This window comes from Allochromatium warmingii (assembly GCF_900107145.1).
In the GTDB taxonomy this organism is placed as follows: Bacteria; Pseudomonadota; Gammaproteobacteria; order Chromatiales; family Chromatiaceae; genus Thermochromatium; species Thermochromatium warmingii.
Window position 1 is genome coordinate 1 of the sequence record NZ_FNOW01000092.1, and the last position, 1,038, is coordinate 1,038.

The 1,038-nt window shown below is 40.7% G+C and carries 3 protein-coding genes; all 3 read left to right on the top strand.

Translation table 11 applies throughout. The features are described 5' to 3' along the window. Positions 1-51 precede the first annotated feature (51 nt). Positions 52-282: a transcriptional regulator, XRE family protein gene (locus BLW10_RS13605; protein ID WP_091335601.1), complete on the top strand. Its 231-nt coding sequence runs from the start codon at positions 52-54 to the stop codon at positions 280-282. Beyond that, positions 282-449: a hypothetical protein gene (locus BLW10_RS14075; RefSeq protein WP_177169082.1), complete on the top strand. Its 168-nt coding sequence runs from the start codon at positions 282-284 to the stop codon at positions 447-449. The genes BLW10_RS13605 and BLW10_RS14075 overlap by 1 nt, the downstream gene beginning before the upstream one ends. A gap of 392 nt (positions 450-841) precedes the next feature. After that, a partial coding sequence (locus tag BLW10_RS13610) for a transposase (protein WP_143117102.1) occupies positions 842-1,038 on the top strand: 197 nt, incomplete at its 3' end.

Genomic DNA, 1,038 nt, shown 5'->3' on the forward strand with positions numbered 1-1,038 from the left:
TGATTCGTGGATTATCAGGAACAGTCGCGCCAGAAAGGCTTGGAGAAAAGCATGAATCCAGCGATCAATGTTCAGCAATTGGTTCCGGCTTGGCAGTCGCTTCAATCCCTGGCTCCGGTGCATCATATTGATTCCGCAGCCGATTATGAGCAAGCGATCACCCTGCTTAACAGTTTGCTCGATATTGTGCGTGACGACACAACGCATCCGCTGTACTCGTTAGTGGCTGTTATTGGCGATCTCATCGAAGCCTATGAAATCGACCAGGAGCCGTTCGCTTGATGTCAATTTTCCCGGTTTCTGGAAAAGCACCCGTCACGACATGGGAACTCCCCGATCAGGCACTGGCCGCCTACCTGCGTCAAATCCTGCGTAAACCAAGCGAACATCGCGAAATTAAAGAATTAAAAATTAAAGAGGTCAAATTAAAGAGGTCAGGTTCGATTTAATTATTTAGGATGAAAGTCATCTTTGTTGTAGATTAAAGGGGCCTAGATTATAGTTATTTGCAGAAGTGTCTATAATTATAGTAAATAAAAGAGGTTTTCACGATGAGAGTGCGAAATATAAAAATTGAAAACCCAGACTTACTGGCTTGCTCTATCAAAAAAGAGTGTGATCCAGCTATCAAATATCGACTAGCTTTTTTGCAATCTGTAAAAGAAGATCCTGATCATATAGAAGAGTCCTGTCAGATCTTTTTAGAGACTGTCTAAAAACTAAACTATTGATTTTGAAGTAGATTTTTTCGAGAATATGGCAAATTTTGCGAGTTAATTAACCCCACTCATATCGTGAATATGACTTCAGAAAAAACTCTTCGCCAAAATACCCAAGCGATATCTCCGATGAAGAATGGGAGATTGTCGAAAAAATCTTCGAAGAACTCGAGCCTTATACAACAGGCCGCCCAAGATCAAGTGATCTACGCGAAATCTTGAATGCTATCTTTTATTTAAACAAAACAGGTTGTCCGTGGCGTTATCTCCCAAATGATTTTCCATCTTACAAACTGGTTAACTATTACTACAATAAGTG

What these genes read in the sequence shown, in the direction of transcription:
- BLW10_RS13605 (WP_091335601.1), top strand. Translation starts at nt 52, where the DNA reads ATGAATCCAGCGATCAATGTTCAGCAATTGGTTCCGGCTTGGCAGTCG.
- BLW10_RS14075 (WP_177169082.1), top strand. Translation starts at nt 282, where the DNA reads ATGTCAATTTTCCCGGTTTCTGGAAAAGCACCCGTCACGACATGGGAA.